Annotated in this window: 23 protein-coding genes; 14 read left to right on the plus strand and 9 right to left on the minus strand. The window is 37.7% G+C overall.

The genetic code is table 11. The features are described from left to right. Window positions 1–12: 12 nt before the first annotated feature. The 4 genes from ACSBPO_RS10465 to ACSBPO_RS10480 all read left to right on the plus strand — a co-directional run bounded on the left by ACSBPO_RS10465 (window position 13) and on the right by ACSBPO_RS10480 (window position 2,378). The gene (locus tag ACSBPO_RS10465) at window positions 13–369 is read left to right on the plus strand and encodes a DUF2294 domain-containing protein (protein WP_442599990.1); all 357 of its coding nucleotides are present in this window, start codon (window positions 13–15) and stop codon (window positions 367–369) included. Window positions 370–385: 16 nt separating this feature from the next. Continuing rightward, the gene (gene fdhD / locus ACSBPO_RS10470) at window positions 386–1,201 is read left to right on the plus strand and encodes a formate dehydrogenase accessory sulfurtransferase FdhD (RefSeq protein ID WP_442599991.1); all 816 of its coding nucleotides are present in this window, start codon (window positions 386–388) and stop codon (window positions 1,199–1,201) included. Window positions 1,202–1,310: 109 nt separating this feature from the next. Then, the gene (locus ACSBPO_RS10475; protein ID WP_442599992.1) at window positions 1,311–1,691 is read left to right on the plus strand and encodes a hypothetical protein; all 381 of its coding nucleotides are present in this window, start codon (window positions 1,311–1,313) and stop codon (window positions 1,689–1,691) included. Between the two features lie 291 nt (window positions 1,692–1,982). Then, on the plus strand, window positions 1,983–2,378 hold the full coding sequence (locus ACSBPO_RS10480) for a VOC family protein (RefSeq protein ID WP_442599993.1): 396 nt from the start codon (window positions 1,983–1,985) through the stop codon (window positions 2,376–2,378). Window positions 2,379–2,845: 467 nt separating this feature from the next. Here ACSBPO_RS10480 and ACSBPO_RS10485 read toward each other — a convergent pair whose 3' ends face one another. The 3 genes from ACSBPO_RS10485 to ACSBPO_RS10495 all read right to left on the minus strand — a co-directional run bounded on the left by ACSBPO_RS10485 (window position 2,846) and on the right by ACSBPO_RS10495 (window position 5,871). Then, entirely contained in the window at window positions 2,846–3,991 is a 1,146-nt protein-coding gene (locus tag ACSBPO_RS10485; RefSeq protein WP_442599994.1) for an amidohydrolase family protein, read from the minus strand. 6 nt (window positions 3,992–3,997) lie between these two features. Beyond that, window positions 3,998–5,092 (minus strand): hypothetical protein, encoded by a 1,095-nt coding sequence (locus ACSBPO_RS10490; RefSeq protein ID WP_442599995.1) that lies wholly within the window; start codon window positions 5,090–5,092, stop codon window positions 3,998–4,000. A gap of 485 nt (window positions 5,093–5,577) precedes the next feature. After that, a complete protein-coding gene (locus ACSBPO_RS10495) occupies window positions 5,578–5,871 on the minus strand; it encodes an EthD family reductase (RefSeq protein ID WP_442600346.1) in 294 nt (97 codons plus the stop codon). Between the two features lie 326 nt (window positions 5,872–6,197). Between ACSBPO_RS10495 and ACSBPO_RS10500 the strand changes: the two genes are divergently transcribed. From ACSBPO_RS10500 to ACSBPO_RS10520, 5 genes are all read left to right on the plus strand, one after another. Further along, window positions 6,198–7,025, plus strand: a complete 828-nt coding sequence (locus ACSBPO_RS10500) for an electron transfer flavoprotein subunit beta/FixA family protein (protein ID WP_442599996.1) — start codon at window positions 6,198–6,200, stop codon at window positions 7,023–7,025. Further along, window positions 7,026–8,048, plus strand: coding sequence for an electron transfer flavoprotein subunit alpha/FixB family protein (locus tag ACSBPO_RS10505; RefSeq protein ID WP_442599997.1), 1,023 nt, complete (start codon window positions 7,026–7,028; stop codon window positions 8,046–8,048). Between the two features lie 476 nt (window positions 8,049–8,524). Beyond that, on the plus strand, window positions 8,525–9,706 hold the full coding sequence (locus ACSBPO_RS10510) for a M24 family metallopeptidase (RefSeq protein WP_442599998.1): 1,182 nt from the start codon (window positions 8,525–8,527) through the stop codon (window positions 9,704–9,706). Window positions 9,707–10,122: 416 nt separating this feature from the next. Then, entirely contained in the window at window positions 10,123–10,584 is a 462-nt protein-coding gene (locus ACSBPO_RS10515) for a MarR family winged helix-turn-helix transcriptional regulator (protein ID WP_442599999.1), read from the plus strand. Next, the gene (locus ACSBPO_RS10520; protein WP_442600000.1) at window positions 10,574–10,888 is read left to right on the plus strand and encodes a hypothetical protein; all 315 of its coding nucleotides are present in this window, start codon (window positions 10,574–10,576) and stop codon (window positions 10,886–10,888) included. Before ACSBPO_RS10515 ends, ACSBPO_RS10520 begins: the two co-directional genes overlap by 11 nt. A 172-nt stretch (window positions 10,889–11,060) precedes the next feature. On the opposite strand, the gene ACSBPO_RS10525 is transcribed toward ACSBPO_RS10520, so the two are convergent. Beyond that, window positions 11,061–12,758 (minus strand): M3 family oligoendopeptidase, encoded by a 1,698-nt coding sequence (locus ACSBPO_RS10525; protein WP_442600001.1) that lies wholly within the window; start codon window positions 12,756–12,758, stop codon window positions 11,061–11,063. Between the two features lie 413 nt (window positions 12,759–13,171). Here ACSBPO_RS10525 and ACSBPO_RS10530 point away from each other — a divergent pair, with 413 nt between their 5' ends. Next, complete coding sequence (locus tag ACSBPO_RS10530; protein WP_442600002.1) at window positions 13,172–13,597, plus strand: hypothetical protein; 426 nt, start codon at window positions 13,172–13,174, stop codon at window positions 13,595–13,597. 752 nt (window positions 13,598–14,349) lie between these two features. Continuing rightward, window positions 14,350–14,790, plus strand: coding sequence for a YaiI/YqxD family protein (locus ACSBPO_RS10535; protein ID WP_442600003.1), 441 nt, complete (start codon window positions 14,350–14,352; stop codon window positions 14,788–14,790). 234 nt (window positions 14,791–15,024) lie between these two features. On the opposite strand, the gene ACSBPO_RS10540 is transcribed toward ACSBPO_RS10535, so the two are convergent. Further along, window positions 15,025–15,339, minus strand: coding sequence for a hypothetical protein (locus tag ACSBPO_RS10540; protein WP_442600004.1), 315 nt, complete (start codon window positions 15,337–15,339; stop codon window positions 15,025–15,027). 225 nt (window positions 15,340–15,564) lie between these two features. Here ACSBPO_RS10540 and ACSBPO_RS10545 point away from each other — a divergent pair, with 225 nt between their 5' ends. Next, the gene (locus ACSBPO_RS10545) at window positions 15,565–15,756 is read left to right on the plus strand and encodes a hypothetical protein (protein ID WP_442600005.1); all 192 of its coding nucleotides are present in this window, start codon (window positions 15,565–15,567) and stop codon (window positions 15,754–15,756) included. Window positions 15,757–16,076: 320 nt separating this feature from the next. On the opposite strand, the gene ACSBPO_RS10550 is transcribed toward ACSBPO_RS10545, so the two are convergent. The 4 genes from ACSBPO_RS10550 to ACSBPO_RS10565 all read right to left on the minus strand — a co-directional run bounded on the left by ACSBPO_RS10550 (window position 16,077) and on the right by ACSBPO_RS10565 (window position 19,864). Then, window positions 16,077–16,688, minus strand: a complete 612-nt coding sequence (locus ACSBPO_RS10550; RefSeq protein ID WP_442600006.1) for a YesL family protein — start codon at window positions 16,686–16,688, stop codon at window positions 16,077–16,079. A gap of 18 nt (window positions 16,689–16,706) precedes the next feature. Further along, a complete protein-coding gene (locus ACSBPO_RS10555) occupies window positions 16,707–17,519 on the minus strand; it encodes a carbohydrate ABC transporter permease (protein WP_442600347.1) in 813 nt (270 codons plus the stop codon). 32 nt (window positions 17,520–17,551) lie between these two features. Next, window positions 17,552–18,475, minus strand: a complete 924-nt coding sequence (locus ACSBPO_RS10560; protein ID WP_442600007.1) for a carbohydrate ABC transporter permease — start codon at window positions 18,473–18,475, stop codon at window positions 17,552–17,554. A 63-nt stretch (window positions 18,476–18,538) separates the two neighbouring features. Continuing rightward, window positions 18,539–19,864: an ABC transporter substrate-binding protein gene (locus ACSBPO_RS10565; RefSeq protein ID WP_442600008.1), complete on the minus strand. Its 1,326-nt coding sequence runs from the start codon at window positions 19,862–19,864 to the stop codon at window positions 18,539–18,541. A 546-nt stretch (window positions 19,865–20,410) separates the two neighbouring features. Here ACSBPO_RS10565 and ACSBPO_RS10570 point away from each other — a divergent pair. Both ACSBPO_RS10570 and ACSBPO_RS10575 read left to right on the plus strand, forming a co-directional pair. Continuing rightward, the gene (locus ACSBPO_RS10570) at window positions 20,411–21,484 is read left to right on the plus strand and encodes a fatty acid desaturase (protein ID WP_442600009.1); all 1,074 of its coding nucleotides are present in this window, start codon (window positions 20,411–20,413) and stop codon (window positions 21,482–21,484) included. A 42-nt stretch (window positions 21,485–21,526) separates the two neighbouring features. Beyond that, window positions 21,527–22,654: a sensor histidine kinase gene (locus ACSBPO_RS10575; protein ID WP_442600010.1), complete on the plus strand. Its 1,128-nt coding sequence runs from the start codon at window positions 21,527–21,529 to the stop codon at window positions 22,652–22,654. Window position 22,655 lies beyond the last annotated feature (1 nt).

The raw sequence follows: 22,655 nt of genomic DNA on the forward strand, positions 1-22,655 counted from the left end.
GGGGAACGATGAATGCCAAAAAATATGGAGCATCAATTTAGTATGCTAGTTCGTGAAATTAGAAAAGAATATGTCGGAAATGGACCGAAGGAAATCTCCACAAAATTTATAGGTTCCTGGGCAGTAAGTGAAATGAAGGGGAACCTCACAAATGTCGAGAAGTTCATGCTTACTTCAGAACATGGTGAACAAATGGTCCATGAAACGAGAACAAGTTTCGTAAAGGAAATCTACAAAAAGCCAGAGGTCCAGTTAAGATTCGAAAACTTAATGGGGGCAAAAGTGCTTCGGTTATTTTCTGATATTAATATTAAAGAAGATATTGCCATGACTGTATTCGTTTTTGACCAGCCGATTGAAGGAAAGTAAGGAGGAGTTAAAAACTATGACTCAGCCAATGAAAATGGAAAGCAGCATCTGGCGGTATGAAGAGGGCGTCGTCCACAGAGTAATGGATACCATTGTGACGGAATATCCCATGACAATCGTCCTAAACGGTCAGGAATTTGCAACATTGGTTTGCAGCCCTGAGCACTTAGAAGAATTAGTGGTCGGCTTTTTGGCTTCAGAAGGTATTATCAAAAGCATGAAAGACATTAAGGAATTAACGATCATTGAAGCAACCGGCCGTGCGATAGTAAATACGCATAAGGTAAACAAGTTAAACGAGTTGTTTCACTCCAAACGAGTCGTAACCTCCTGCTGTGGGAAAAGCCGTCAAAGCTTTTATTTTTATAATGATGCTAGAACGGTTAAACCAATAGAGAATGTAGATGTCTCTGTTTCTGTGAATCAGTGCTTTCATTTGATGGAAATGATGCAGGAATCGTCTACGATTTTTCAAGATACGGGTGGTGTTCACAATGCAGCCCTTTGTGATACAAATGGAATTATTGTGGATAGATCGGATATTGGACGACACAATGCTCTTGATAAAATATATGGCTATTGCCTCCAAAATTCCATCTCCCTTTCAGACAAAATTATTGTCTTTAGCGGACGTATCTCCTCGGAGGTACTACTGAAAGTAGCCAAAATCGGATGCGGTATCGTTCTATCCAAGTCAGCTCCAACCGAATTGGCATTAAGGCTGGCGGAAGAGCTTCATATCACGACCGTTGGTTTTCTTCGTAAACATTCGTTAAACATCTATACAAGACCCGATCGTATTGAAATACAGGGCGATCAATCTATGACGTAAAAAGTGTCGTTTCAGCGTGAGCGGCACTTTTTTATCAGGGTGATTTCCGACAAAAAACTACATAAATCTGCTATAATAAATAAGAATAAAATAAGGGAGGTGAAAGAATATGGAGCAAACACTTCAGTTGATTTTGGACAAGCTAAATTCGATGGATCAAAGATTTGTTGCGATGGAGCAGAGGTTCGATGCAATGGACAAAAGGTTTGATGCAATGGAGAAAAGAATTGATGAGATGGATGAAAGGCTGTCGGGTGAACAAAAGAGACAAGGTGATTTCTTACATCATTTAATAAATGCTGTTGCAGCAACAGATGTAAAAATAACTCAAACAAACAAAAAACTGGACGCTCTTGAATCGAAAGTAGAATCCGTCGTTGTCGAGGTAAAAGAAATCAAGAACTCCATGGCAATCAAACATGACTTAAAATATTATGATCAAATGATTTCAGAACATTCAAGGGAAATTCATAAATTGAAAAATCATTAAACCTCACACATAAATACGTTAATAAGAACAACCTTCTTTGTGTCTACAAAAAATAAGAAACATATTTTCCTCATAGATTAACTTTCAAAAATTCCACTAACGTTTACAATAGGGACAGAGGTTCCCTTGTCCCGTTGTTTAATAAACACTTAACTAGTTTTAATTATATACAAGTGAATAATATTCTCTCATTATTTCAATAATGATGAAGGAGAATCAAGACTATTGCTAGAAAATACATACAAATGATTTCGTGCAGTACGGTTTTTTAAAAAATTTGAGGAAGTAATTATGGGAAGATTAATTCACTTTGAGATTCATGTAGATGACATGGAACGGGCAAAGAAATTTTACGGAGAAGTATTTGGCTGGACATTTGAAGATTGGAGTGAGTATGCGGGGATGCCATATTTTGGTGCAGTGACGGGTGATGCAAATGAGCCAGGCATTAACGGGGCATTAATGAAGCGCCAAAGCCCGCCGCCACAACCAAACCAACCATTAAATGGCTATGCCTGTACGATGGGAGTAGAAGATTATAATTCTACGGAAGCAAAGATTCTAGATCTTGGCGGTCAGGTCGCCATGCCGAAATATGCCCTGCCAGGAATGGCATGGCAAGGATACTACCTTGATACCGAAGGAAACATCTTCGGCATACACCAGCCGGATGAAAATGCGAAATAAGAATTTAATCAAATCTAGTGGACAGAGGGATATTCCTTCTGTTCTTTTTGTTTTATGCGGGTTCTAGACTTTTGATATAACATACTTAGGGAAATTTGGCCCGAAAATTAGAAAGTTCACATCTACGAGGAGGTTTGCGCCCATACTATCTTTTCTATAGGACTCAGAATCCGTTATTCATGTGAAAAACACGTTTTTTCTACACTAATAGGACACAGGTTCCGTTATAACCGGAAAACCATAAAAAAAGACTTCCTTATAACCAAATAACGGAACCACAGTCCGATAACCTACTAAAAAACAAGTATTTTAGCAAAATAACGGAATAGGAGTCCGATAAAGAGCAGGTGGCCGATTCTTGTTTATAAAAATGAAGCACAAGAACCGTCCCTGTGTTTCCTTAATTTCTATCAATTACTTTTCTGCCTTGATAGAATACTTTTTTTATATCCTCCACACATGTTATTTCAAGTCCGGGGATACCTTCTGCCACGAAAGTTTGCTTGGAGTCCTGGTGTAAGTTGACCATATAACTTTTCTTTTCCTAAAATTTTGGCAGGGTTGGCGGTAAGTAATGCTAGAACTTCATTTTCATCGAATTGTTTCGCCGCCAACATTTTCATGGAAGGGTGAGCAATCAGCATTAACACGTCTGGTCCTTTTAGAGATTGATCACGAAATGGCAACCACGACAATTTAGGATAAGGTGGCAAATAAGAATCGGTTGAGATGGAGACAGGCACATTATGCTTAACCAACTGAAGGATTTCCTCTGGTGAGTTTGGCTTTAGATGTGTTCCTCCCATTGGAGTGGCTACAACCTGAACACCTTTTTCTAAAACCGTCTGGATTTGTGGCTCAGTTATCCCATGGGCATGATGTAAAACATCGATGCCCGCATCCAGTGCCAGTTGAATTCCTTCTTCACCAGCAACATGACAACCGATTTTTTTACCTGTCTCATGAAAAATGTCCACAATTTTCTTTAACTCATTAGCAGTGTAAATGATTTCTCCAGCCCTTGGAACCATTTCTTCGGTAAAATTGGCGGGAGTCGCATTGATAAAAATATTCTCCCCAGGATAATCACTATGTTGTGCTAATTTTTCTACTAAACGATGGTCACTCAAGTCATTCTGTTTTACGGACCGTGATTGTGTAACCGAAGTAAAGTGAGCTAAGTCTCTAAATCCAATGGAGATACTAGTTGTGGCAAATGAGATGTCCATAGGAAAATCTTTTACAGCTTTTCGATATTCCTCGATCGAAAAATCACATAGCGGATGACCGCAAATTTGCTCTCCTAACGCGGTGATTCCAGCAGATAAGGCATGGAAAAGTAAAGCCTTTCCGGCTACGAAATGCGTTTCAGGCGTTACCGGATAAAGAGAGGTTGGAGCAAATTCAAGTAAATGGGTATGACAATCCACTAAGGATGGAGTAATCACGAAATTTGAGTAATCCACGTCCTCCAAGTTTGGAAAGTCTTGTTGAAGTTTAGCCCATTCCCCAACAACCACAATTACACCATTTTCAATCACCATTGCCCCATTATCAATCGTTCCTAATTCACTAACCGTAACGAGCTTTTTTCCACGAATCATGTATTTCATCGTTTATCACACCAAAAATGGAGTAAGCCAGTAACCTAAAACACAGGCGGTAATCAATCGGATAATCATTCCGATAATGGCAGCTCCTAAAACTTCTTTTTCATTTAAACTAGAGGACTCCGCCCAAGTGACTGGTACTTGCCCAAAAATAACGGATAATGGTAAACCAGAATTGGCTAAAACAAAAGAACCAACGATTAACCTTGGATCAACCGAACTTGCGAGGTCAGCAAGTTGAGCAACAGCTAAAGTTGGAGCCGCTAGAATCGAAACTATCCCTGTTCCAGGTTCAATACTTAGATAGGTTAAAATAGCGGATAAATTTGATTCAATAAAACCCCATACTCCAATGAATTTTAGTGCTCCGATAAAGAAGAACACAGCTGCAACAGCTGGGATAATAATCAAAAATAAGAGTTCAGCGCCTTCTTTTGCAGATGAAAAGACGGTTTGAGAAAAAGTCGTATTAGGAGTGAATCGAGGTAATTCATCAAGCTCTACCTTTCTTGTGTCCCGATAAATCGTTCTGGAAAGGACGAAGGGTACCATGATAATAGGAACAAAAATAGATAAGATAACAAGCGGAAATGCATTGATACTAAAGGCTGATAACGCAATTAATCCGAGAACAAAGGTGGCAAAGGACTGCGGAGACTGAATCATCGTAGCAACCGCGATTTTCTGTTCCGCTTTCGTTGCGTTGGCTTTTACTAAAATGGGTCCTGAAATTTTTCCTGCTGCATTAATATCCCCGAGTATATTGTAAACACTTGGAATAATCACAGATGGATTAATTTTAAACCATTTCATAATAGGGACAAAAAGTCGAATCAATCCATCTGTAAATCCTAATCGTTCCAATAATCGACCTACGATAACGCTTACAATTATCGCAATCCCAACTTCACTTGTTAGAAAAATATCTACCACAATTGGCTTTACTTCTTTAATAATCGTATCAAAAAGCTTAGACAATGAATCAGGCGAAAATAACAGAAGTATGACAGAACTAAAGACTAATAGGATCCCAATAATTTCGTAAATATGCCAGGAATTACGAGATGACCCTGATTTCACAATGGGAACTTTTTCCTTATCCATATAGCATAACCTCCAAACATTTATTACTACCATATGCCTAGGAAAAAGGAAGGGTGCTTGTTGGGTTTAGGGAATTGATAAATCCAATCCTGTCAGGGGTTACTCTTAATTAAGTATAGTTTTCAACTTATTTTGATAAAAAAATATTCCTATCTAGTCCACCTTTTGAATAAAAAACCACTCGACATGTATCCAACTACGTATTTACCAATGGTATCTTTTCAGTGGTTATCGTTAAAAAGTTAATTAAGAAGGCATGCTGATGAATTTTTTTAAGGAACAATTCGGCTGTTATTTTGGCTATTTAAAAAAAGAAGTAATTCGCCTAATCTTTGAACGGAGCAGGCGGTTACTTCTTTTTCTGTCAATGAATGTTGAGAGGGACAGGCGCGGGGTAACACGGTAGGATAAATATCCACGCGATGTACTCAAACAATTTGTGTATTTCACAGCGAACTTAAAGTAATCTTTCTATCAAGTTTTACCTATTCTAAAATGGTAACAATTGGAGGTTTATTTAGGTAATGGAAAAAATTCTTTGCGTCTTCTTCTGCTTGTTTTCCTTCAGGACTGGCAAGTGCCTCGGTTAACTTTTCCATATTTTCGAACTCTAAAACAGTGACAATATAAAGGTTTAAATTTGTATTTTCGGAATGAACGACACGATGTACAGAATCTTTTATAATATTGGGGATTTTCTTGCCAAGAGGTACATGCACCTCAAAATAATGCTTATCAAATTTCTCTTTGTCCTTTGGTTCTTCATACATTATAACCATTTTAGCCAAGAGCCTTCACTCCCTTTAATATGACTAGTAAATTATATATTCCTTTCCAATCCATTTATTCTTGAAGAAAATGTAAAAGAAATGGGCCACGCAATGAAAACTTTTTTATTTTCGTCAAAAGGGGAAGGGAATTTTTTAGTATTCTTCTTTTCATTCCCAACATTTCCATAGCATATTTGTCAGAAAACTAGAATGTAAGTACATTTCTTTTAATAAAGTAAAAGTAAACGGGCATTAAATGGTTGATTGCAAGAAAACACCTAGCGCAGCCACAGGTAAAAAAGGAACTCTGTGCTTATGAAATAGGGAGGGGTTAAATGTTACATATTGTCGCCTGTATCAAGCAAGTACCTGACACCAAGATTATCAAGATGAATCCAAAAACAAATACGATGGACCGCAGAACGGCGCCTGCAATATTGAATCCGTATGATGCCCATGCGGTGGAAGAGGCGGTTCGTCTCAAGAACAGGTATGGGGGAATCGTATCCGTTGTCACAATGGGGCCTCCGCCAGCAGTAACCGCTATTAAAAAGTGCATTGAAATAGGCGCGGATGAGGGCTATTTAATCACAGACCGTCGCTTTGCCGGAGCCGATACTTTAGCAACGAGCTATGCGGTAACAAAGGCAATTGAAAAAATAGCAAAAATAAAGCCAGTGGATTTAATTATCTGTGGAAAAATGTCCATCGATGGTGATACAGGGCAAGTGGGTCCCGGAATCGCTAGAAGGCTTGATATTCCACCGCTGACTTCGGTGAACAAAGTAGAAGAAATTAACCAAGAAGAAGGGTATGCGGTCGTCCATCGTAAGTTAGAGGACGGACATGAAGTCGTTCGCTCCACCTTACCATGCTTGTTGGCCGTTGAAAAAACCATCAATGAAGTACCGTATTCTCCGCTTCCGAACATGATCAAAGCGGCTAGATATAAACCACATATTTGGTCTGTTGATGATCTGGAGGATATTGATATCAAGCAGCTTGGGTTGAAGGGTTCCCCAACCATTGTCTCAAAAGTTTGGGCTCCTGCAAAACCTTCAGGAGGAACGCTGCTTGAAGGCAATCCAAAGGCACAAGTAGAGCAATTGCTTTCCATCGTGCTTGAAAAGAAAGAACTCTTTGAAACAAAGGGGGAAATATAATTGGATTTCCAAGATTACAAAGGTGTTTGGGTATTTATAGAGCAAAAGGATGATACAGTTGCTTCCGTCTCCCTTGAACTATTGGGTGCCGCAAGAAAGTTGGCAGACAAACGAGGAGTGGAATTGGCGGGTATTCTCATCGGTGAAAATGTTAAACATTTAACGAAGACTGTTTTTGAATATGGGGCAGATACCGTGTATGTATATGATCAGCCCATTTTTAAACATTACCGAACCGAAACCTATATGAAAGCCCTACTCGAATGCACGGAAAAACATAAACCAGAAATTATCCTTTTCGGCGCTACTTCAACTGGCAAAGACCTGGCAAGTGCGGTAGCCACTGATATGCCAACAGGTTTGACAGCGGATACAACTGAGTTGGATGTGGAAGAAGAAACAGGATTACTATTGGCAAGCCGACCAGCGTTTGGCGGAAACATTATGGCGACCATTTTATGTAAAAAATACCGCCCGCAAATGGCAACGGTACGCGCTAAAGTCATGAAAGCACTGCCTCCAGAACCGGGGAGAACAGGCAAGATTGTGGAAGAAACCATTTCCCTAGAGGAAAAAGATGTTCGGACAAAGGTATTAGAAATCGTCAAGGAAACGGTTAAGAAGGTAAGAATTGACGAAGCGGACATCATTGTTGCTGGTGGAAAAGGATTAGGGAGCTACCAAGGATTTCAGTTAGTCCACCAATTAGCAGAAACGCTTGGAGGAGCAGTTGGTGCAAGCCGCGATGTGGTAGAAGCGGGTTGGATCGACCATCCACATCAAGTAGGGCAAACTGGTGTGACCGTTACGCCAAAAATTTATTTTGCGATTGGCATTTCTGGTGCCATTCAACATATCGTCGGAATGAAAAATTCTGGTATAATTATTGCCATCAACAAAGATAAAGATGCCCCTATTTTTCAAAACTGTCATTACGGAATTGTCGGCGATGCGTTTGAAATCGTTCCAATCCTCATTGAGCAGTTTAAACAGGCTTTATCTAGAGATAAAGTAGCGAGATGAGTGAAGAAGGTTCTTCTGCTTTCACAACAGATGCAGATGAACCTTTTTTATACGTATGTGTTGTTTTCTAAGTTGTCTTTTTCCCAGACTCATAACCCTCTATTTTAGTAAGATAAATTCTGTTTTCTAGATTATCGGACTCAGAATCCGCTATTTAGTAAAAAAAGACGTTGTTTCATCGTTTATAGGACTCAGGTTCCGCTATTCGCCATAATTCATGGAAAATAGCCCTTTTTTGGTGCAATAGCGGAACCATGGTCCGATAGACCTCTAAAAAACAAACAATATAGTAAAATAGCGGAACCTGTGTCCGCAAAAAAGGCTGTTCGGTAACTTTTGCTCTGCTTTAAATTGTCCAAGCTGTTCCATCATAAAAATGAATAATCACTCATCCTAAGGGTAGAGGTGCGGCAATTCCCAATCATTTATTCTATTATTATTAGATATACGAAATAAGAACAAAAGGAGTAGTGAAAATGTTATTATCCATTCCAAGAGAAGAATTAGCACATCGTCAGTCCAAATTTTTTTCTATAATCGATGAAAAGCAAATCGAATGTGCCATATTGTTTAGTGTAACGGATATTTTTTATTTAACTGGCTTTCATTTTCACCCAACAGAACGTCCGATTGGATTAGTGATAGACCCTGCTAAACAAGTACACTTATTCGTCCCAGCTTTGGAACATGAACATGCGGAGGAGTTTGCGCTTGTTGATTATGTTCATTCCTATCCAGAATATCCAGGTTTACGCCATCCAATGGAATATTTTAAAGATGTGCTTTTAGAATCAGGTTTCGAAGGAAAAGTAGTCGGTTATGATGCCCTTGGCTACGGATCTTCCATGGGATATCGCGGACCTGCAGTCAGTGAATTTTTATCAGCAAAAGAGTTTGTTTCACTTAAAGGCGTGATTGAAGAATTGCGTTTTATCAAATCAGCTGCTGAAATTGAATTGATTAAAGAATCATGCCGTTGGGGGAATCTAGCACACCGTCTCTTACAGAAATATTCTAAGGCGGGTTTAAGTGAAATAGAGATTACGAGTAAAGCGAGCAATGAGGCAACAATGGCTATGATCGAGACGCTAGGGCCAGAGTATAAACCGCATGGGTACACAGCAATGGCTATCTTCCGTGGCCAAATCGGTGAAATGTCGGCATTCCCTCATGCCGTCACGCAAAACATTGTTTTGAAAAAAGGGGACAACCTCGTAACGGGTGCAGCCGCCTGCGTATGGGGTTATCATAGTGAGTTAGAGAGAACAATGTTTGTCGAGGATGTTAGCGAGGAACAATTGAAATACTTTCAATTCATGTATGAGGCGCAGGAAGTAGCGTTCCGGCACATTAAGCCTGGCATGCCCACTTCCTCTGTAGAAGAGGCGGTCCAAGCCTATTTCAAGGAAAACAATATTACACATTTAACCCAGCACCACACAGGACATGCGATCGGATTACTAGGACATGAGGCACCATTTTTTGATTTAGGAGACCATACCATCATGCAGCCTGGCATGGTATTTACCGTAGAACCCGGAATTTATGTAAGAGGTTTGGGTGGATTTAGACATTCAGATACCGTTTTAGTGACCGAAAATGGGATGGAAATGTTGACCTATTATCCGAGAGACTTGGAATTTATGATCTGTCGATAATAGAAGGGTACTATTTTTAAAAAAGAGTTTTCCAAATAATGGAAAGCTCTTTTTTATGTTGGGCAGCCTGACATCAGAGTAAACGTTTTTATAGGACAGGAGATCCGCTATTTAGGTAAAAAGGTACGTTTTGTGTTACTTATAGGACACAGGATCCGTTATATACCTAAAACCATCCCCAAAAGACAAACTTTTGATCGAATAACGGAACCACAGTCCGATAACCACCAAAAAAACAAGGTTTATAGGTAAATAACGGAATAGGAGTCCTATACAATTTGTTAACGAACTAACAGGGGGCACTTGTTTAACATTTGATAAAAGCATTTTGTTGACTAAATAATTAATGTTTAGATAATATATGTATCATACAACAGTTGCGTAATACACGATTATGTTAGATATCGGAGAAGGTGATGAAAAAATTGAATCGAGAAGAAATTTTAGAAGTACGTAATACAGTCCAAAAGTTTGTTCGGTTATTTGGTTTGCTTGAGCAAAATGTAACTCCGTGTGGTTTTCATTTGTCTCCATCTCAAGTATTTGCTTTACAAGAATTAGAGAATAAAACATTAACCATCGGTGAATTAGCTGACTTATTATTTTTAGAACGAAGTACGGTGAGCCGTTTGGTAGATTCCCTTGTAAAAGGTGGTTTTGTAAACAGATTTTTGAACGAGGCGAACCGTCGTGAAGTTTTAGTGTCATTGACTGAAAAAGGGGAACATTCGTTGAAACAAGTAAGAGAACATTCAATCGAATTTTACGGTTCTATTTTGCATCGAGTTTCAGAAGGTGATCAGTATCAAATTTTGAGTGGATTTAAATTATTTAATGATGCTTTATCACAAAAAAGGAGCAAACAAAATGAATTTTAAAGCTAAGCAAGCAACTACTTCTATATCTTCTGTTATCTTTTCCTTCCTTGCTACTTCACACCATTGGATTCATATGGGGATTCTCATGCTATTAGGTGGCAGTACAGATATGATGGCTACTATGTCAGGAGCCCTTTGGATACGACGTATTATGATATTGATGACGTTTACTACAGCCATTTTTTCTATATATCGTTTGTTCAAGCACCGTTGTAAAGAAATATGGATGATTGCTCTAACTATTGTTGCCGTATTGATATCCATGTATTTTATTTATTCTACCCTTACAAACTTTGGCTGGTAGGGGGGACCATATTTTTGACTTTCATAGGGGACTACATAAACTTTATACCTATAAAGCATCCTCAGTGAGAGCAAAGCAAAAGGCACAACTAGATCATTTAACTAGTTGTGCCTTTTTGCGCGTAAAACTTTCGATTGTCACCTAAAAGAACCGTACCCGAAGGCCCACTTTATTAATGAATGTTTTGAATAACTTTTTCTAGGAATTCACCCATGCGCTTAACGGCAGGTTCTGAAAAATCAAAACTCACGCCAGTTTCTTCATAAATAGCTGCGATGGATTGGTTGTAGTCCGCACTTGCCCCTTTTTTAAAGGATTCGACAGCTTGCTCTGGGTTTTTCTGATAATTTTCAAGTAATTGTAAAGCACCAAGCATGGAGATGGAGTATTCAATATTATAGAAAGGCACTTGGAAATAATGAAGGGTGCCTGCCCAGCTCATACCAATTTGGTCCTCAAGTCCTGTAGTATCAACAGGGTTTAAGCCATAACGTTTTGAGATTTCAAAGAATTTTTCATCACGTTCTTTAGGTGTGTGTGTAGGATTCGTATACATCCAATGCTGGAAGAGATCCCCTGACAATGGTCCGAATAACATCGTAAATGCACGTCTTAATTCTTCACGCTGAGCGCTCTTAAAATCTTCTTCTTCTGGATAAAAACGATCCAACTTATCCAATAAGAGTAATTCCATCCCATGAGAATAGAGTTCAGCCACTTCCATTCGGTGCTGGTATTCTTCAATAGGACCGTGTGCGGCAAACTCAAGGTAGCCATTCACTGCATGGCCCATTTCATGAATTAATGCGATCAGAGAGAAGAAGGATGGACTAAAATTCGCAAATACAAAGGTATCCCCTGAAACAGGTAATCCGGTACAGAAACCACCTGGGCTTTTTCCTTTCCGATCTCCAAGATCCAGTAACCCGTTTTCTCTCATGTATTCGAAACGGTCTGCAAAGTATGGATCGGTCTTACCTAACATCTCAGAAACGCCATCCATAAGCGTAGACACCTCGGTGTATGGTGGGTTTTTCATCAATTTAGCTGTGTTATCCCAAGGGCGATAGGTATCAACACCAAGCTTGGATTTAAAAACTTCTGCAAGTCGATTCCAAGCAGGGATAATATGTTTCTCTACATTTTCATGGAAGTCATAACAATCTTGGACACTATACTCACGATTTTTGACGACAAACATATAATCACGATAATTTTCAAAGCCTGCATTTAAAGCGATTTGATGACGTAGTTGAACGAGTTCATCCATAATGACATCCATATCGGGTTTAATTTGACGATAGGCTGACCCCATCGCGTGATAAGCTTTTTCACGAACGGTTCTGTCTAGATTGTCAAGTTGGGATTGGATAAACGGAAAAGGTTTTTGCTCTCCGTCCCATTCAACGGTTAGCCCTCCCATAATTTCACTATACTTCGTGTTAAGCTCTTGTTCTTTTACCATTAATGAAATGTTTTCTTCTCTGAACAGTTTCACTTTGGATTCGCGAACGCGTCGCATTAAACCGTACTGTTTTTCATCTAATTGATTGAAATAAGGTGATTCACAGCATTTCTCATTCAGTTTTGCTTCATATTTCATTAAAAGAGGTTGGATGACTTGCTGATCGTGAAGATAAGTTGCCTTGATATCCGCATCTTCTGTGTTCCGGTAGAAGTCCACTTGGTGACCAGTCATCGCCTCATTGATTTTAATCATTAAATTCTTTTCATCTATAAACCACTTTTCTAGATCAGAAACGGAATCAATCTGAACATTAAGTAAACTCTGAATTTGAGCTTCGATTCCTTCTACATCTTTTAAATCAATTAGTTCTTTATAATATTGGTGACTTAAATCTTGTGTCATGAATAACTCTCCCTCTTTTTTTAATTTTCACAATATTTATATTATCGAATTCTAGTCATTAAATCTAGTTTTTTAAAAATAGGTTGGAGCATGGAACCAGTTCTACGTTTTTACTCAATCTACGACAAAAAGATCTTAACTAACAACTACCACTGAATCATTCTGTCATAAACTCTTCACATTTTTATGAAAAACGTACTGACCTTATTCCTGATATTTACCTATATGTACTATGGAAGGAATTTTAATAGAAGAAAGGACAGTGGTTGAGGATGGCAAAGTATCGAATGGTGCGAACAGATTTTTGGAATAATCCGGTGGTATTAGAGGAGATGACTTAGGTAAAGGAGCTATCATAACTTTTAAAAAATGAAGCCAATCTTTAAATAAACCTAATACCGAGGTGTGATCACATGTTAGTGAGAGATGTTTACCTGTATTGTTTCCAGAATGAAGAAACTTCACTGGCCCATTGCATACACCATTTACTAGCGGAGAAGAAAATTACTTTAGATGATGACATGTCCAAAGTAGATTTGCATCAAGTCAATCATCAGAAGGTAGCGGAAATGATTCAGAACAATGTACTAGGGTTTCATAAGGTAAACATCTACTCACTAAAGAGAAGTAAGGAGGAGTTTGTTTTTATCTATGCGTTTAATCAGCAAGCTGCCATCCAATGCTATAAAGAAAACTTTCATCAATCCCCATTAAACTGTCACGAATATCCACTAGATTTTGAGCTTACTAGAGGAAATGATGTGATTTCGTTTCGGGAGATGAGGAAAGAGTTTGAGAGATTTCCGGCTGTGGCGGGGTGTTTTAGGAAGATGGTATGAGCGTGATGGGGTGTTAACCATTATATAAATACCAGGGAGGTAATTAGACTATAATTTCTCACTGAAACAAACCTAACCCCCGGTGCCATTAGGATGTAGTAGAACATTATAACGTATCCTGTGTCCTCAAAAAATGAGAGAAGGCATTTATAGGACCCACAATCCGTTATTTTTACAAATATGGGTGTTTTCACGATCGTATAGGACACACGTTCCGCTATCGAGTCAAAAGGTGCCTATTTCTGCTCCATTATAAGCCAATAACGTACTCTGTGTCCGATAACTCCTCTAAAATAGCGTAATTAACCAAGTAAGTGTATTCTGTGTCCGATAAGAATTAGAGTAATCAATTACCGGACTTACAATTCGTTATGCAACGAGTACCATGTATCGAAACAGGCAATACTGAGGATTAATTTGTGTAAAAAATACAAAGTTAATACAAAATAATTCGGCATATTGCACTAACAAAGGACACCAATCAAAGATATGATTTTAAAAAGCTGGTGTGAAGTAAGATTTAGGGGTAAAAGGGGAGAGGACCATAAATTCTTCCTCCCTATAGTTGTTCGCTCTAGAACAGTGGGGTAATATTAGGAGTAACTTAATGAAATCGGTTGGCCTATTGAAGCATATGGCAGAAACTCTTGTTTATTGAATACAAGAGCATTCAGCTTACATGATTTAAAATTACCTCCATTTATGAATACTACCACTACTAATTCGAACTTCTTTACAGGAGAGATAAAAAGATGAAAATTTATGTTGATGCAGATGCTTGCCCGGTAAAAGATATTATTATTTCGGAAAGTAGGAATGCGCAAATTCCAGTTATCCTGGTTACGAGCTTTTCTCACTTTTCTAATGCAGAACAACCATCAGGAGTGGAAACCATTTATGTTGATTCTGGAGCAGATGCTGCAGATTATCGTATTATGAAGTTAGCTGAAAAAGGAGATATCATTGTGACGCAAGATTATGGTCTTGCTTCGCTAGGATTAGCAAAAGGAAATATAGTCCTCCATCATAAAGGGTTTAGTTATACAAATGAAAACATTGACCAATTATTACAAACGCGTTATTTAAGTGCAATGGCTCGAAAAAGCGGAAAGCGAACAAAGGGACCAAAACCATTTACAGCAGAAGACCGGGAGCAATTTAGGATGCTTTTTAAACAGGTTATTTCTGGTTAGGATAGCGTTAAAGTGAACTCTCATTTAAGAGGGAGTAAAAATCAATAGTCATCGAAAGAGTAGTCATCGCGGTGACTATTTTTTTTTGTATGCATATTAGTAATAAAAAAATGGAAGTGTACTAATTAAGTTAGCTAAAAACCTGTGGTTTATCAGAGCTTGTCTCTGAATAGGAACGTCGAAGAGGTCATGTGGAAATGGAGTTTGAAAAATAAACAGATAGAAGGAATCACACTAGGAATTTTGAATTCGATTAAAGTACAATTCATGTCTACCAGACTTTTTAGAAAGAAACTCTATATCTTGGTTTAAGCTCCTAGTATTCTTATCAATTCTTTCAAGAATGGCTATAGAATCAACGTTAGCTGTCTTTGCAACTGAATCTAGAGTTGATTCCATTCGATCAAGTTGTTCTGCTACCATATCGAATTTATGATCCATTTTCTCCTCTAATTTTTCGAAACGGTCATCCATCTTTTGAAATCTTTCATCGATTTGTTGAAAGTTTTCATTCATTTGTTGAATTTCTTTTAAAATTTGTTCCATCATTTCTATCACCTCCTTAATCGATATTATTATATAGGATTTAAGTAGAATAAGCATTATTCTTTTTAAAAATAATAGCCAAGGGGACATCTTTTGAGGGTAACCAAATTTGTAAAAATGGAAGCCATCTTCTATCAACTCTAGGGATTTTTAAATTTATTTTAAAAATAAAGGTTAACAATGCTATACTTGGGGAACGGATTGGGTTTAAAAAAGGAGATAATTATTTTGAAATATATGAAATCGCAAATGCAGCAGCTTATCAAGGATCATAAAGAATTGCATACACGCTTAAAAGAGTTGAAGTCCGAACACGGTCTTGAAAAAAACAATGCCCTTAAGGCATTGTATCATTCAGAAGTGGCGGACGGAGGGAAGTACCAGTTAGCCTACCAAGCACTGGACAAGCCCAAAAACTAGACTCACTTATTAGTCAATAAGGGGATACATGGAGTTAAACAAAAGGCTGTTCCCTTGATTACTTTTTAACAAGAATAACGATTCTACGTATTCCACAAGCAGGCGCATTCCCAAATAAGGAATGTGTCTTTTTATTTCTATCATTTAGAGGATATTATATGGGGGTGGTACCAGTAGTTAACTGAAAAAAATATATACATAATTTGTAGTTTTCTTCTATTAAATTTGAAAATAAAACTATCATTGGTAGTAACATAAGACCTAAAACTAAAAAAGACAGACTCAGCTTTAGATACTGAGACTGTCTTCGAGCGGTTCTGTCATTTTTCCTGTACAATCATTTTCGGAAATTTAGTCATACTTGTATGAATCATTTTATGAACGATTAAAGCACAAACACTAAACGTACATAATAAAAATAGAAATCTTATAAAAAAGGATAATATTAGCATCAGACCTACAAGTATAACAACAAACAACCCTGGGATAGGTTTTGAAATAGATAAATAAAAGCTGTTACGTATAAGTTGTTTGCCGGTCATGGTAAACGAAACAAGTAATGGATACATATAAATAGACATTAATAAAAATAAAAGGCTCATGACAGCGAAAATAGGAAGTATGAGAATGTCCCATGTTTTAGGAAGCTGAAGAATGACATGGAAATCAATAAGAAAAATACTAACCACTGCCAGTTGGATAAAACCAATGATACAACTTTTTTTGAAATATTTTTTAAAATACATTAAATAGGTTGCAGTAATAGGAAGCTCCTTTTCATTGGACCAGTCACGAATGATGGCAAGCATGGCAACAAAGGCAGGAAATACCGTAAACAACGGTAGAGAAAATACAATCCATAATCCATTTAATATGGAATAGTTTGCAAATGTCGTTACTAGTTTGTATATCTTTCCATCTAGTGTTAGCATATGATCCACCTACTTTTTTTACTTGAATCCAGTGAGAGTAATTCCTTGAATAAATTGACGCTGTACAAAGAAATAGAGAACAATGATCGGAACCGTAAACAAGGTAGAGGCGGCCATTAACATACCCCATTCCACCGTGTATTCACCGATAAAGGATCGTAATCCAACGGAAAGTGTCCACTTCTCTGGGTCATTTAAGTAAATGAGTGGTCCAAGGAAATCTCCCCATGAAGCTAAGAACGTAAATAAGGCAACCGTGTAGAGAGCTGGTCTTGATAATGGTAGGATAATCTGCCAATAGATTCGAAACTCTGAAGCACCGTCTATTTTTGCTGACTCCGTTAATTCAAATGGGATGGAGAGGAAAAATTGTCTTAGCATAAAAATATAAAAGGCTGATCCAAAAAAGTTAGGTAGGATAAGAGGCCAATACGTATCCAGCATTCCCATTTTATTAAATAATACATATAAAGGAATCATCGTCACTTGAAAGGGTAGAATCATCGTACCCATCATAAGAAAGAAAATAAAATTCCGTCCTTTAAATTTCATTCTTGCTAATGCGTAGGCAACTAATGGGGAAGCAATAAGCTGCCCAAGAATGGAAAAGAAGCAGATGAATAGGGTATTCAATGTATAACGAACAAAGGGAATCATTTGCGTTGCGTCTACATAATTCGACCACTGGATGGTCTCCGGAACCCAGACAATAGGGATGGCGAATATTTCACTTTTTGTTTTTAAGGAAGTTAAAACGAGCCAAGCAAAGGGTCCTAAGAAAAGAAGTCCCACTAATATCAATCCTAGATGGGGAAGGAACGATTTTCTCATAACGTTTGCGACGCTTTTTCTACGTTTACTCACTACTTTTCACCTCCGTAGTAAACCCATTTTGCAGAGGTTTTAAAGACAATAATGGTCAGAACAAGTACGATGATAAATAGGACCCAAGCCATTGCGGAGGCATAGCCCATTTTTAAAAATGAAAAGGCGACCTGATAAAGGTAAATTGCATAGAATAGCATCGAATTTTCAGGTCCACCCACCGATTGGGAGGCTTCTGCAAATATTAAGCCTTGAGTAAAGAATTGGAATGAACCAATTAGCCCCATAATGACATGGAATAGAGTAACCGGAGAGATAGCCGGTAGGGTAATATGGCGAAACTTTTGGAAAAAGTTAGCTCCATCCATATCAGCCGCTTCATAATAGATTTTTGGTACATCTTGTAAGGCTGCCAAATACATAACAGTGGTTGTACCAGTTCCCCAAAATCCCATAATAATTATGGCTGTTTTGGTCCATTTTGGATCCATCAGCCAGCTTGGTTGTACAAGTCCAACATAACCTAGCAATTCATTGATTAATCCATATTGCGCATTAAAAAGCCACAACCATAAGAGGGACCCAGCTACTGCTGGTACTAATGTAGGTAAAAAATAAATGGTTCGATAAAGAGATTGTCCTTTTACATTCATATTGAGAATTAAAGCCATCAGCAGTGCAAAGGCTAAATGTGGAATCAAGCCAAAAATCGTAATGTAAAGAGTATTATAGAGTGATAAATAAAACTTCGTGTCTTGGAACAATTCCTTATAGTTTTCTAAACCGATCCAATTGGGAGAGGAGAAGAGGTTGTAGTCTGTTAAACTATAATAAAAGGACATGAAGATAGGATATAGTGAAAAGACGAGAAAACCGATGATCCATGGGCTTGCAAAGAGAAATCCATGGATGATATTTCTTCGCTCTCTCTGTTTGACTCCAATTATTTTACCTTTTGCCACATCAAACACCTCCTAAATTGAAATCAAAGAGCTAGGAATCAGCTCTTTGATTTCAACGGTCCTCTATTTTGAATTAACTTCATCCGCTAGTGGTTGAATCGCTTCTTTTACATTATCCATTGCTTCTTGAGCCGAGATCGTTCCTTTTAGAGCTTTTTCCGTTTGTTCGGTTAGAGCTTGTAGATATTGATTAATGTAAACACTATTTGGGAACCCTTGTAGATTTTCACTTTTCGCTGCTTCATAGAATTCCCACATTGGTTCTGTTTTTTTATTTTCCGTAATTCTTGGGTCATCTAATGCTTCAATAACTGTTGGAATCGTAAAGGCATCAATGGAGAATTCAATTTGAGAATCCTTGCCTAATAAGTATTTCATAAAGGTCCAAGCTGCCTCTTTATTTTTTGCATTTTTAGGAATAAATACGCCACGAGGGCCAATCATTCCAGAGCCCTTTAAATCAGGACGATCTGCTGGATATGGGAATGGAGCAACACCGATAGGACCATCAGCACCTCTGTATTCTTTAAAGTCATATTCCCAACCAATCATCATCGCCAGTTTTCCTGTTAATAATGGATCTTGCTCCGTATTGGCTGTACCTAAACCAGAGCGGAATCGACTAATTTGGTCAATTCCAAATTCATCATAAAATTTGCGTTCATATTCAATCGCTCTAACATTTTCACTTCGGTTTGGAGTCACTACGCCTTTATCAGAGTCGTAAAAAGAGCCACCAAAAACGACTGGCCAAAATACGTTATCAAGCCAAGGATAATCAGGAATAAATCCGATTTGTGTGATGGTATCACCGTCACGTTTCGTTAATTGTTGTGCGTAGGAAAATAGTTCTTCCATGGTTTCAGGAGGAGCCGTAATACCAGCTTCTTCAAACACTTTTTTGTTATACATTAATTTTGAAGCCATACTCATGGTGAAAGGAAGGCCGTAGGTTTGGTCATTAATCACCATTCTTTCAAGAGCAGCAGGGATAAACATATTTTTATCAAAATGATCCTTCTTAAAATAATCCTCTAATGGCTCAATGGCTCCAGCATCTGCCCATGGACCAATATTGTTCCAATAGGTTAATGCAATATCAGGGGGATTTCCACCAGAAATAGCCGTTAATTGTTTCGTTGCATCCTGATTTCCAAGGACTTTTACAAAAATTTCATCCTGGCTCTTATTAAAAGCTTCTACGCGAGCTTTAATGGGACCAGCATCACGATCACTCCACACATGCCAAAACGTAATTTCAACCTTATCTTTTTTGGAGGAAGAATCTTTAGACTTACCAGAGTCTGATGGAGAGGAATTACAGGCTGCTAAACTAAACAAAAGGACCAGGGAAAGAAACATCATACTAAATTTGTTAAGCGTTTTCATTTTAAGCCCCCCTCAAAATTTTGTTGTCACTACTGTAAATGTTTATCCTTGAAACCGGAATAACGATAGAACAGTATTGTAGTACGAAAATATTCTGAATAGTGAATATAAATACCAAAATAAAATAAAAAAAAGAAATATTTTTCCGTAATAAAGGTAAAAGATCCTGTACAGTCGCTTTATTGTTGGAGATAAAGAAGCGAGACAAGTTGAAAGGTTGTACACAAAGAAAAGACAACTACTTAAGTAATAGAAGTGAGGGTTATGTTTTTATTGAACTAATATTTTTTATGCGAGGTGCTACTCTTCTCACGCTAAAAATCCATAGTCTTGTCTTTTGTTGGAACCAGGTACCAATAATATAGACGATTTTTTTGAAAAAATATAAAGTGTTAGAAACCGTTGCCACGTAAGGGTTTTCGCTATTTATATATGACATTTATCATATACCTTTATTGACATTTATGACTTATAAAAATGACACCAGAAATTTATACTAAGACCAACCAATAAGAAATGATTCATTAGAGTCTCAGGAGGTTAATGATGTCAAACACGCAAAATCAAATCAGAGAACTCAAGAAAAATGTGTCTCCTTTTGAAAAAACTGATACTAGAGCAAGTGTGATACAAATTCTTAATACCATTTTACCGTTTTTTGTGCTATGGTTTCTTGCCTATAAAAGCTTATCTGTTTCCTTGTTTTTAACAATCCCAATCTTGATTGTGGCATCAGGCTTATTAGTAAGAATTTTTATCATTTTTCACGATTGTTGCCATTCATCCTTTTTTAAAAACAGTAAAGCAAACGATATTTTAGGCACCATCACTGGGATTTTAACGGTAGTTCCGTATAGACAATGGAAACATTCTCATTCTGTTCATCATGCGACAAGCAGTAATCTTGATAAAAGAGGGACAGGAGATATGTGGCTGTTAACAGTGGATGAATATGTAGCAGCACCGTTATGGAAAAAGGTCTATTATCGCATTTATCGAAACCCGGTTGTTATGTTTGGCATCGGTCCAATAGCCGTATTCCTTCTTCAATATCGATTTAACCGTAAAGGGGCTAAACGTAAAGAGCGAGTAAATACGTATATCACCAATTTCTTTATTGTCCTTATATCCGCCATCATGTGCTATTCAATTGGCTGGCAAAGCTTTCTCATCATTCAAGGTTCCGTTTTCTTCCTTTCAGGTGTGATGGGGATATGGTTATTCTACGTTCAGCACCAATTTGAAGATTCCTATTTTGAACATGAAGAAGAGTGGAGCTATGTTCAAGCTGCTGTGGAAGGAAGCTCGTTTTACAAACTTCCGAAAGTATTACAATGGATTACCGGAAGCATAGGCTATCACCATGTTCATCATTTAGCACCTAGAGTACCAAATTATAATTTAGAAAAAGCGCACAATGAAACGCTGCCTCTTCAAAAGGCAACAACCATTACACTTAAGACAAGTCTCAAATCATTAAAATTCAAAGTTTGGGATGAAAAAACGAAGACATTTTTAAGTTTTAAGGAAATGAAACGCTCCCTTAAACAGGAAGATGCACGAGTAAGTCCTGTTAAAATGAACTTAAAAGCTGCTAAAAATCCGAAGCTTGCAGAATAAAACTTGGTTAGATATGATTAGTAAAAAAAGGGGTGGAAAAAAATGCAAAAGTGGAGTCAGTTTTTTCGTAAGAATACGGGATTAAGCCCATATGTATGGGTCGTATTCTACATCCTCCCTTTTTATTTCTTCCATTCCTCTACAACGTACGAGACGGCATTTGGAATTGCGATGATCATACTTTTCTTTATTTGTTATGTGCTATCCTTTGTTTCTAAAGGATGGCTTGTTTATTTTTGGACTAGTATTCAAATTGTCGTCTCTACCGTAATGAGTATCCAGTTCGCTTATATTTATTTCTCACTCTTCCTAGCCTTTTTTATTGGAAATCTTAAAAACCGAATCGCCTTTATTATCCTTTATCTCATCCTATTAATCTCGACCTTTTCAACCGTGAATTACGGTCTTTTCATGGATAATAATGTCCTTTTCACCCAATTACCGTTTGTATTTCTTAGCTTACTTGCCGTAGTCCTTCTTCCTGTTAGTACATTTAATAAAAATAAGGAAGAGCTGCTGCAAGGAAAGCTGGAAGATGCAAACAAACGAATAAATGAGCTTGTGAAGTTGGAGGAAAGACAAAGAATTGCCAGAGATCTTCACGATACACTTGGTCAAAAGCTTTCCCTTATCGGCTTAAAAAGCGATTTGGCAAGTAGGCTGATCGCAAAGGATCCTTCACGAGCAAAAGAGGAAATTCAAGATGTTCAAAAAACAGCTAGAATCGCCTTAAAGGAAGTTCGTGAAATGGTCACGAAAATGCGCGGAACGAAGCTGGAAGATGAGATATTTCGTGTGAAACAAATTTTAAAGGCAGCAGATATTGAATTCATAACAAATTATGTTTCTAAGCCCGCAAATCTTACACTCATGGTCGAAAATGTGATAAGTATGTGTGTGAAAGAAGCTGTCACAAATGTGGTAAAACATAGTTCGGCCACCACCTGTTCCTTGAATATTCATCCAACTGAAACGGAAGTTGTGGTAGAAATTGAAGATAATGGTGTAGGCATACAGAATCTTAACCATATGTTTAATGGAAATGGTCTAAAAGGGATGCAAGAACGATTAGAGTTTGTGAACGGAAGTCTCGATACTCAAAGTAATCAGGGTACAAAATTGGTGATTAAAGTACCAATATCGCATAAGCAAGTCGATGAGGGGGTGTAGA

It is taken from the genome of Neobacillus sp. D3-1R (assembly GCF_052180215.1).
GTDB lineage: Bacteria > Bacillota > Bacilli > Bacillales > Cytobacillaceae > Pseudoneobacillus.

Excerpts from the sequence above, each read along its gene's own strand:
- ACSBPO_RS10465 (WP_442599990.1), top strand. The coding sequence starts at position 13 with ATGCCAAAAAATATGGAGCATCAATTTAGTATGCTAGTTCGTGAAATT.
- fdhD (WP_442599991.1), top strand. The coding sequence starts at position 386 with ATGACTCAGCCAATGAAAATGGAAAGCAGCATCTGGCGGTATGAAGAG.
- ACSBPO_RS10475 (WP_442599992.1), top strand. The coding sequence starts at position 1,311 with ATGGAGCAAACACTTCAGTTGATTTTGGACAAGCTAAATTCGATGGAT.
- ACSBPO_RS10480 (WP_442599993.1), top strand. The coding sequence starts at position 1,983 with ATGGGAAGATTAATTCACTTTGAGATTCATGTAGATGACATGGAACGG.
- ACSBPO_RS10485 (WP_442599994.1), bottom strand. The coding sequence starts at position 3,991 with ATGAAATACATGATTCGTGGAAAAAAGCTCGTTACGGTTAGTGAATTA.
- ACSBPO_RS10490 (WP_442599995.1), bottom strand. The coding sequence starts at position 5,092 with ATGGATAAGGAAAAAGTTCCCATTGTGAAATCAGGGTCATCTCGTAAT.
- ACSBPO_RS10495 (WP_442600346.1), bottom strand. The coding sequence starts at position 5,871 with ATGGTTATAATGTATGAAGAACCAAAGGACAAAGAGAAATTTGATAAG.
- ACSBPO_RS10500 (WP_442599996.1), top strand. The coding sequence starts at position 6,198 with ATGTTACATATTGTCGCCTGTATCAAGCAAGTACCTGACACCAAGATT.
- ACSBPO_RS10510 (WP_442599998.1), top strand. The coding sequence starts at position 8,525 with ATGTTATTATCCATTCCAAGAGAAGAATTAGCACATCGTCAGTCCAAA.
- ACSBPO_RS10515 (WP_442599999.1), top strand. The coding sequence starts at position 10,123 with ATGAAAAAATTGAATCGAGAAGAAATTTTAGAAGTACGTAATACAGTC.
- ACSBPO_RS10520 (WP_442600000.1), top strand. The coding sequence starts at position 10,574 with ATGAATTTTAAAGCTAAGCAAGCAACTACTTCTATATCTTCTGTTATC.
- ACSBPO_RS10525 (WP_442600001.1), bottom strand. The coding sequence starts at position 12,758 with ATGACACAAGATTTAAGTCACCAATATTATAAAGAACTAATTGATTTA.
- ACSBPO_RS10530 (WP_442600002.1), top strand. The coding sequence starts at position 13,172 with ATGTTAGTGAGAGATGTTTACCTGTATTGTTTCCAGAATGAAGAAACT.
- ACSBPO_RS10535 (WP_442600003.1), top strand. The coding sequence starts at position 14,350 with ATGAAAATTTATGTTGATGCAGATGCTTGCCCGGTAAAAGATATTATT.
- ACSBPO_RS10540 (WP_442600004.1), bottom strand. The coding sequence starts at position 15,339 with ATGATGGAACAAATTTTAAAAGAAATTCAACAAATGAATGAAAACTTT.
- ACSBPO_RS10550 (WP_442600006.1), bottom strand. The coding sequence starts at position 16,688 with ATGCTAACACTAGATGGAAAGATATACAAACTAGTAACGACATTTGCA.
- ACSBPO_RS10555 (WP_442600347.1), bottom strand. The coding sequence starts at position 17,519 with ATGAGAAAATCGTTCCTTCCCCATCTAGGATTGATATTAGTGGGACTT.
- ACSBPO_RS10565 (WP_442600008.1), bottom strand. The coding sequence starts at position 19,864 with ATGAAAACGCTTAACAAATTTAGTATGATGTTTCTTTCCCTGGTCCTT.
- ACSBPO_RS10570 (WP_442600009.1), top strand. The coding sequence starts at position 20,411 with ATGTCAAACACGCAAAATCAAATCAGAGAACTCAAGAAAAATGTGTCT.
- ACSBPO_RS10575 (WP_442600010.1), top strand. The coding sequence starts at position 21,527 with ATGCAAAAGTGGAGTCAGTTTTTTCGTAAGAATACGGGATTAAGCCCA.